Annotated in this window: 7 protein-coding genes; 1 reads left to right on the forward strand and 6 read right to left on the reverse strand. The window is 61.9% G+C overall.

Annotation, left to right across the window (positions count from 1 at the left end; genetic code table 11):
- The coding region (locus tag AC1DWI_RS07975; protein ID WP_477724644.1) for a rhodanese-like domain-containing protein at positions 1–551 on the reverse strand (551 nt) is incomplete at its 3' end.
- 83 nt (positions 552–634) lie between these two features.
- On the opposite strand from AC1DWI_RS07975, the gene dnaE reads away from it, so the two are divergent.
- The gene (dnaE, locus tag AC1DWI_RS07980) at positions 635–4,117 is read left to right on the forward strand and encodes a DNA polymerase III subunit alpha (RefSeq protein ID WP_477724642.1); all 3,483 of its coding nucleotides are present in this window, start codon (positions 635–637) and stop codon (positions 4,115–4,117) included.
- A 60-nt stretch (positions 4,118–4,177) separates the two neighbouring features.
- Here dnaE and tolA read toward each other — a convergent pair whose 3' ends face one another.
- The 5 genes from tolA to AC1DWI_RS08005 form a co-directional block, all read right to left on the reverse strand.
- Positions 4,178–4,819 (reverse strand): cell envelope integrity protein TolA, encoded by a 642-nt coding sequence (gene tolA, locus AC1DWI_RS07985; RefSeq protein WP_477668961.1) that lies wholly within the window; start codon positions 4,817–4,819, stop codon positions 4,178–4,180.
- Between the two features lie 268 nt (positions 4,820–5,087).
- Complete coding sequence (locus AC1DWI_RS07990; RefSeq protein ID WP_477668962.1) at positions 5,088–5,528, reverse strand: biopolymer transporter ExbD; 441 nt, start codon at positions 5,526–5,528, stop codon at positions 5,088–5,090.
- Between the two features lie 106 nt (positions 5,529–5,634).
- A complete protein-coding gene (gene tolQ, locus AC1DWI_RS07995) occupies positions 5,635–6,327 on the reverse strand; it encodes a protein TolQ (RefSeq protein ID WP_457280238.1) in 693 nt (230 codons plus the stop codon).
- 13 nt (positions 6,328–6,340) lie between these two features.
- On the reverse strand, positions 6,341–6,775 hold the full coding sequence (gene ybgC, locus AC1DWI_RS08000) for a tol-pal system-associated acyl-CoA thioesterase (protein ID WP_477668963.1): 435 nt from the start codon (positions 6,773–6,775) through the stop codon (positions 6,341–6,343).
- A gap of 115 nt (positions 6,776–6,890) precedes the next feature.
- Positions 6,891–7,985 (reverse strand): pyridoxal phosphate-dependent aminotransferase (locus AC1DWI_RS08005; RefSeq protein ID WP_477724643.1); only part of this gene is annotated, 1,095 nt, incomplete at its 5' end.

The following is a 7,985-nucleotide window of genomic DNA, read 5'->3' on the forward strand; positions in this document are numbered from 1 at the left end:
GTGCAGAAGCTCACGACGGTCTTGCCCGCAAGCTCCTGCCGGTTTGCCACCAGGGCCTGGGGAAATTCCGTGAACTTGCTGATGCGCCAGTCAATGGCGTTTTTGAAGGTGCCGACATCGGCCTCAAAGTCATTGCGGGTGTCCAGCGTCACCACCGGTCGGCCCGTGTCGTCGCAGCCTGTGTCAAGCCAGCGTTTGAGCGTGGCGGCATCCACGGCCGGCGCGCGCCCGGCGGCTGGCTGGATGGCGGGGTGGTTCATGCGGATGATTTCCGGCTTGACCTTGACCAGCAGCTTGCGAAACGGCTGGGCACTTGACCAGCTTTCCTTGGCTTGCAGGTCGCTGAAGCGGGCATCCTGTTTCAGCCATGCCAAAAAATCATGAATATCTGCCGCCGTGCCCGCCAGGAAGAGGTTGATTCCTTCTTCTGCCAGCAGTACCGTGCCTTTGATCGCGCGTTGTTGGAGCGCCTGTTCGATGCTGCCCTGCAGCATCGCAGGGTGCGCCAGCGTGACGAATTTATAGGCCGCAATGTTCAGGATTTGCATGATCCGGTTGATTGTAGGCAGGCATGCAGGGCCTTGCACTGCGTCACGGCGCCTCAGCGGACAGCCTCGGCCCTAAAATGACCTTTATGTTTGTTCATTTGCGCCTTCACACCGAATTTTCAGTCGTCGACGGCACCAACCGCATCGATGAAGTCGTGGCCGCTGCGGCTGCTGACCACCAGCCGGCCCTGGCCATCACGGACCTCAGCAATCTGTTCGGAACCGTCAAGTTTTACAAGGAAACCCGGGGTGCTGGTGTCAAACCCCTGATTGGTGCCGATGTATGGGTGCAGGTGCCGGGCAAGGACGCCGGGGCGCCGGCCGCGCGCCTCCTGCTGCTGGTGCAAAACCGCCAGGGCTACCTGAACCTGTCCGAGATCCTGACGCGGGCCTGGACCAAAAACGTGGTGCGCGACCAGGCGGTGGTGAAGCTTGAGTGGCTGCAGGAACTCAATGAAGGCCTGATTGCGCTGTCGGGCGCGCAGGGCGGCGCTGTGGGCCAGGCGCTGCTGCAGGGCGACAGCGCGCGCGCCGTGGAATGTGCGCTGTACTTTGCGGGCCTCTTCCCGCACCGTTTTTACCTCGAACTGCAACGCGCCCAGCGTCCCGATGACGAACGTCATGTGGCGGCCGCCGTCCAGCTGGCGGCACGGCTCAAGCTGCCGGTGGTGGCGACCCATCCGGTGCAGTTCCTGACCTACGACGATTACGAGGCGCATGAGGCCCGTGTGTGTATTTCGGAAGGCGAAATCCTGGGCAATACGCGCCGCGTGCGCAAGTTCACGCGGGAGCAGTACTTCAAGTCGACCGCGCAGATGGCGGCGCTTTTTGCCGATGTGCCCACCGCGCTGGCCAACACTGTGGAAATTGCCCGGCGCTGCAACCTCACGCTGGAGCTGGGAAAACCCATGCTGCCCGACTATCCCACGCCGGAAGTCAATGGCGTGCGCATGCCGATCWACGAATACTTCCGCCACGCGTCGTTTGAAGGGCTGGAGGAACGCCTGGCTCACCTGTACCGCGACGTGGCCGTGCGCGAGCAGAAGCGGCCATCCTATGTGGAGCGCCTGGAGTTCGAGATCAACACCATCCTCAAGATGGGTTTCCCAGGCTACTTCCTGATTGTGGGTGATTTCATCAACTGGGCCAAGAACAACGGCTGCCCGGTGGGCCCGGGCCGAGGCTCCGGCGCCGGTTCGCTGGTGGCGTATTCGCTCAAGATCACCGACCTGGACCCGCTGCAGTACAACCTGCTGTTCGAGCGATTCCTGAACCCGGAACGGGTTTCCATGCCCGACTTCGACATCGATTTTTGCCAGAGCAACCGCGACCGCGTGATCGATTATGTGAAAGACAAATACGGCAAGGAAGCCGTGAGCCAGATCGTGACCTTCGGCACCATGGCCGCGCGCGCCGCCATCCGCGACGTGGGCCGCGTGCTCGACTTCCCGTATGGCTTTTGCGACGGCATTTCCAAGCTGATTCCGAACAAGCCGGGCCAGCACATCACGATTGAACAGGCAAAGGAGCAGGAGCCCATCCTGGCCGAGCGCGAGCGCAAGGAAGAGGATGTACAAACCCTGCTGGCGCTCGCGCAAAAGCTCGAGGGCCTGACCCGCAATGTCGGCATGCATGCTGGGGGCGTGCTGATCGCGCCCAGCAAGCTGACCGATTTTTGCCCGCTCTATGCCCAGCCTGGCAGCGATTCCGCCGTGAGCCAGTTCGACAAGGACGACGTGGAAGCGATCGGCCTGGTCAAGTTCGACTTTTTGGGCCTGGCCACGCTGACCATCCTGGAAATCGCCCGGGRGTTCATCATCGCGCGCCACCCGGCGCAAAAGGACTTCAAGTTCGAGGACCTTCCGCTGAATGACCGGAAGGTCTACGAGCTGTTCGGCCGGGGCCAGACCGAAGCCGTGTTCCAGTTTGAAAGTATCGGCATGCAGCGCATGCTGAAAGACGCGAAGCCGGACCGCCTCGAAGACCTGATTGCGATGAACGCGCTCTACCGGCCGGGGCCGATGGAGCTGATCCCGACTTACATCGCGCGCAAGCAGGGCAAGGAAGTGCCCGAATACCCGGACCCACGCGTCAAGGCCATCCTCGAAGAAACCTACGGCATCATGGTCTACCAGGAGCAGGTGATGCAGACCGCGCAGATCCTGGGCGGCTACTCGCTGGGCGGCGCCGACTTGCTGCGCCGCGCCATGGGCAAGAAGAAAAAAGAGGAAATGGACGCCCAGCGCGAGATCTTCCGCAAGGGCGCGGGCGAGGGCGGTCTCAGCGAAGAGAAAGCCGACGAGGTTTTCGACCTGATGGAAAAATTCGCGGGCTACGGCTTCAACAAGTCGCACTCCGCCGCCTACGCGCTGCTGGCGTACCACACAGCCTGGCTGAAGGTGCACTACACCGCCGAATTCTTCGCCGCCAACATGACGGTGGAAATGGACGACACCGACAAGCTCAAGATCCTGTTCGGTGACGCGCAGAAGATGGGCATCCAGTTCGAGTCGCCCGACATCAACCGCGGCGACTACCGCTTCGAGCCGATCAGTGCCACATCGGTGCGTTACGGCCTGGGCGCCGTCAAGGGCACGGGCCAGCAGGCGATTGCCGCCATCGTGGCGGCGCGCAAGGAAGGCGGCCCCTTTACCTCGCTCTACGACTTTTGCGTGCGCGTGGACCGCAGCCGGCTCAACAAGCGAACGGTGGAAGCCCTCATCAAGGGCGGAGCTTTTGACAACCTGCAACTCAACCGTGCGTCGCTGCTGGCGTCGGTGGACCGCGCCTTTGAATTCGCCGCCGCGACCGAAGCCAACGCCAACCAGGGCGGGCTGTTCGACATGTCCGACTCGCACGCGGCCAGCACCCAGGAGCCGGCGCTGGTCGAGGCCATGCCTTTCGGTGTGAAGGCGCGGCTGGTACTGGAAAAAACGGCGATCGGGTTTTACCTCTCAGGGCACCTGTTTGACGAGGTCGAAACCGAAGTGCGCCAGTTCGCCAAACGCAAGATCGAGGACCTGATCGATTCGCGCGAACCTCAGCTTCTGGCTGCCATTCTGAGCGACCTGCGCGTTATCAACGGCAACCGCGGCAAGCTGATCATTTTCAAGCTCGACGACAAGACCGACGTGCTTGAAGCCTCGGTGGACGAAACGACCTTCAACGCCAACCGCAACCTGCTCAAGGACGACGAACTGGTGATCGTGCAGGGCACGCTGCAGGGCGCGTCGGAGCGCTTCGGCCGCCGCTTCAAGGTCACGCAGGTCTGGGACCTGGAAACTGCCCGCTGCAAATTTGGCAAGTACCTGCGAGTGGCGGTCAATGGCACCACGCCGGATATTTCACGGCTGGTCAGGGACTTCCCGCCGCGCCGCGAGATGTCAGACCAGGGAGAGCTAAGCCGCGGCTTGCCGGTGCGCTTGAGCCTCAGGCGCCAAGGCGAGGCGGGCGGCGTGGCAGCGGAGCTTCATCTGGGGGAGGCAGCCAAATTCTTCCCGACCGATGCCGCACTGGCCAGCTGGATGGCGCAGGCCGACAAGGGGCTGGTGCAGATTGTTTATGAGTGAAACAGGCCTCTAGGCCAATAGAGACGAGCGCAAGCAGCTATAAAAAAGGTAGCGCTTGGCTTAGTCCTTGGGTCCGAATTCAACGGGAAAGTCTGTAATCACCTTGCCGTTTTCGTCTGGAGGAATGCGTTCTGCCTTCTCTACAGCCCGGAGAACGGCCTCGTCCCAAGCTTGCACTCCACTGGATTTGCTCAGCTTTGAACTCATGATAAGTCCTGTGGAAGAGACTTTCACCTGGACGATAGCTTTCGGGTTTCCCTGAATACTTTCAGGATTTGCAAAGGTGATGTTGCGCTTGAACAAAGCGGCCAATCGTCCTTTGTAATTTGCCGATGGACCGCTGGCCTTTTGAGCCGTACCAGTGGCCTCGGCGCCGCCGGTGGCGCCGGCCTGGCCCATCATCCGTTTGAGGTTTTCGTCACGCAGCTTTTTCGCCGCAGCGTCAGCCAGCTTTTGCTTCTCGTCGTCTTTCGCGTCCTGCTTCTTCGCTTCGGCCTTTTTGGCGTCTTCGGCGGCTTTGCGCTTGGCCTGCTCTTCTTTGGCCTTCAGTTCTTTTTCTTTCTTTGCCAACTGCTCAGCCTTGAGCTTTTCCTGTTTCAGTTTCTGCTGGTTCTCGGCTTCTTTTTGCTGCTGCAGCAGCTTGCGCTTTTTCTCCTGCTCCAGCGCGATGTCGACATTGGGCGCTGGCGGCGGTGTCTTCACTTCCGGTGTTGGGGGCGCGGGTGGAGGCGGTGGTGGGGTGGGGGCTTCCACCAGCCTGGGCGCCGCCGCCTGCGGCACGCTGGACCAGATTTCGGCATCGAACGACACGGCCTTGTCGCTGTGCTTCCAGTTGATGCCCCAGGTCAGCGCGGCCATCAGCAGGATGTGGGCAAGCAGGGCCAGCCCGAATGCGCGCAACGACCCGCTGTCGCGGGGCGGTCCGAATTCGAGGCGGTCTGCGGCGCTGGGCATGGCGGGTTGCGGGCGGCTACTTGTTGCCGGTTTGCACGGAAAGGCCTACGCGCGACACCCCGGCTTTTTGCAGATTGTCCATGACCTGGACCACGGTTTCGTACTTGATCGATTTGTCGGCGCTGATGACCACGGGCACAGCTTCGGCGCCGACGGCTTTCACGGCCGGCTCCAGCCGGGCGATGTCAGCTGCGACGTTGCGCACGTTGCTGGGCACGCTGTCGGTCTTGATCTTGATCTGCACGGTTTCATCCTTGCTGATCAGGATCTGCACCGGATTTTGCGGCTGGCTGGGCGCCTTGCCGACCTTGGGCAGCGCGATCATGCTGGGCGTGATCAGCGGCGCGGTCACCATGAAGATGATGAGCAGCACCAGCATGACGTCGATGAACGGCACCATGTTGATCTCGCTGATGGTGCGCCGGTTGCGGCCGCGGCGGGAATTGACTGCTGGCATGGCGGTCTCCTAGACGGACGGCCGCAGCGAAGGGCCGCCCCGAGCAAGGCCAGCCCCTTTGGGGGGCAGCGTATTACACGAAGTGAAAAGCGTGGGGGCCAACATTTCAGTGGCCGGAGGGTGATTGGGCGCCCAGATTGCGCTGCAGGATGTTGGAAAACTCTTCGATGAAGGTTTCGAGCCGGTTGGCAACGCGGTCGATGTCATGCGAGAAGCGGTTGTAGGCCACCACGGCCGGAATGGCGGCGAACAGGCCGATGGCGGTGGCGACCAGCGCCTCGGCAATGCCCGGTGCCACCGTGGCCAGCGTGACCTGTTCCAGGGCCGCCAGGCCGGTGAAGGCGTGCATGATGCCCCAGACCGTGCCGAACAGSCCGACGTAAGGCGAGACGGAGCCAACGGTGGCAAGGAAGGAGAGATTGGCTTCGATCGCGTCCACCTCACGCTGGTAGCTTGCGCGCATGGCGCGGCGCGCGCCGTCCAGCAGGGTACCGGCGTCGGTGATGCGGCGCTCGCGCAGCTTCTGGTATTCACGCATGCCGCTGGCAAAAATGCGTTCCATGGGGCCGGAGTGCTTGGCGTTTTGCGCAGCACCGGCGAAAAGGTCGTTGAGGCTCGTACCCGACCAGAATTCGCGGTCGAATTCATCATTGAGCTTTTGCACTTTTTTCAGGGCAATGATCTTCCTGAAGATGGCGGCCCAGCTGGCAATGGACACGCCCACCAGCAGCGCCACCACGGCCTGAACGACCCAGCTGGCATTGAGGATGAGGCTGACGATGGAGAGGTCTTGATTCATGTTGAAGCTTTGCTCAAGTTTTTAGGCTGTCAAGAATGGCAGCAGGAATCCGCCTGGGCTGCAGGCTGGCGGCGTCGACCCAGCCAATCCGTATGGTTCCTTCACAGAGCAGGACGGGTGGCAGTCCCTCTTCTTGCTCTGTTTTTAATAGCACCTGCTGCCCGATTATCATGGACGCGCGGCCTGCTTCGACCAGGCTTGCCGTAACAATGAGTTCATCGTCCAGGCGGGCAGAGCGATGGTAGCGGATGCTGGTTTCTGCCACCACAAATATGCCACCGGTACTTTCCCTCAGGCGCTGTTGTTCAACACCGAGTGATCTGAGCCATTCAGTGCGCGAACGTTCAAAAAATTTCAGGTAGTTCGCGTAAAAAACAATGCCGCCGGCGTCGGTGTCTTCCCAATACACCCTCACGGGCCAACTGAATGTGGCCCCCACGCTTTTCACTTCGTGTAATGCGCTGCCCCCCGAGGGGGCCGCTGCGCCTGCGGTCTGGCGAAGCCAGTCCCGCGGCCCCTGCTTGAAAGGACTTCCGCCTACGTTTGACTTGATCGTCCTCYGACTAGGCAAGGGCAGCCTCCAGACGGGCGATGGCTTCCTTCAATTGGTCCATGGAGTTGGCTGTGGAAAACCGTACGAACTGTTCGGGTGCCGCATGCCCGAAGTCACGGCCCGGCGTGACGGCCAGGTGGGCGCGGTTCATGAGCTCGAAGGCGAAGTCCCAGCTGCCGCTGACGCCCAGTCTGGCGGCCGCGGCGGTGCAGTCGGCGTAGGCATAAAACGCGCCGTCCGGCATCACCGGAACCGTGAGCCCCAGGCGGTTGAGCTCGGGGATGAAGTAGTCGCGGCGCGCCTTGAATTCGGCGCGGCGGCGTTCGTACTCTTGCAGGCTCTCCGGCTCGAAGCAGGCCAGGGCGGCATGCTGGGCCACGGTGCTGGCGCAGATAAAGAGGTTTTGTGCGATGCGCTCGATCACCGGCGCCAGCKCTTCGGGCACCACCAGCCAGCCCAGGCGCCAGCCGGTCATGTTGAAGTATTTGCTGAAGCTGTTGATGCTGATCACGCTGTGGCCCAGCTCGCCGGGCATGGCCAGCGCCGAATGGCCGAAGTGCTCTTCGTAGCTCAGGCCCAGGTAGATTTCATCGATCAGCGTGATGCCGCCGCGGCTGTGCACAAATTCGTGGATGCGCTGCAGCTCTTCCGGTGCAATCGAGGTGCCCGTGGGATTGGACGGGGAAGCCAGCAGCACGCCGCGTGTTTTGGAGTTCCATGCCGCTTCCACCTTTTCGCGGGTCAGCTGAAAGCGTTCTTCGGCGGTGGTGGGGACCAGCACCGCATTGCCTTCTGCCGCACTGACGAAATGCCGGTTGCAGGGGTAGCTCGGGTCGGGCATCAGGATTTCGTCCCCCGCCTCAATCAGGGCCAGGCAGGCCAGTTGCAAGGCAGCGGAGGCGCCCGCGGTGATGATGATGCGGTTGGGCGCCACCTGCGCCCCGAAGCGGGAGGAGTACCAGCCGCTGATGCGCTCACGCAGTGCCGGCAAGCCGGTGGCCTGGGTGTATTGCGTGGTGCCATGTTCAATGGCACGGGTTGCGGCCTGTTGCACCAGAGGCGGCGCCGTGAAGTCGGGCTCGCCGATGTTCAGGAAGATCATGGG

This window comes from Polaromonas sp. P3_C2 (assembly GCF_056402675.1).

Bases quoted from the DNA above. Each gene is read 5' to 3' on its own strand.
- AC1DWI_RS07990 (WP_477668962.1), bottom strand. From the start codon at position 5,528: ATGCCAGCAGTCAATTCCCGCCGCGGCCGCAACCGGCGCACCATCAGC.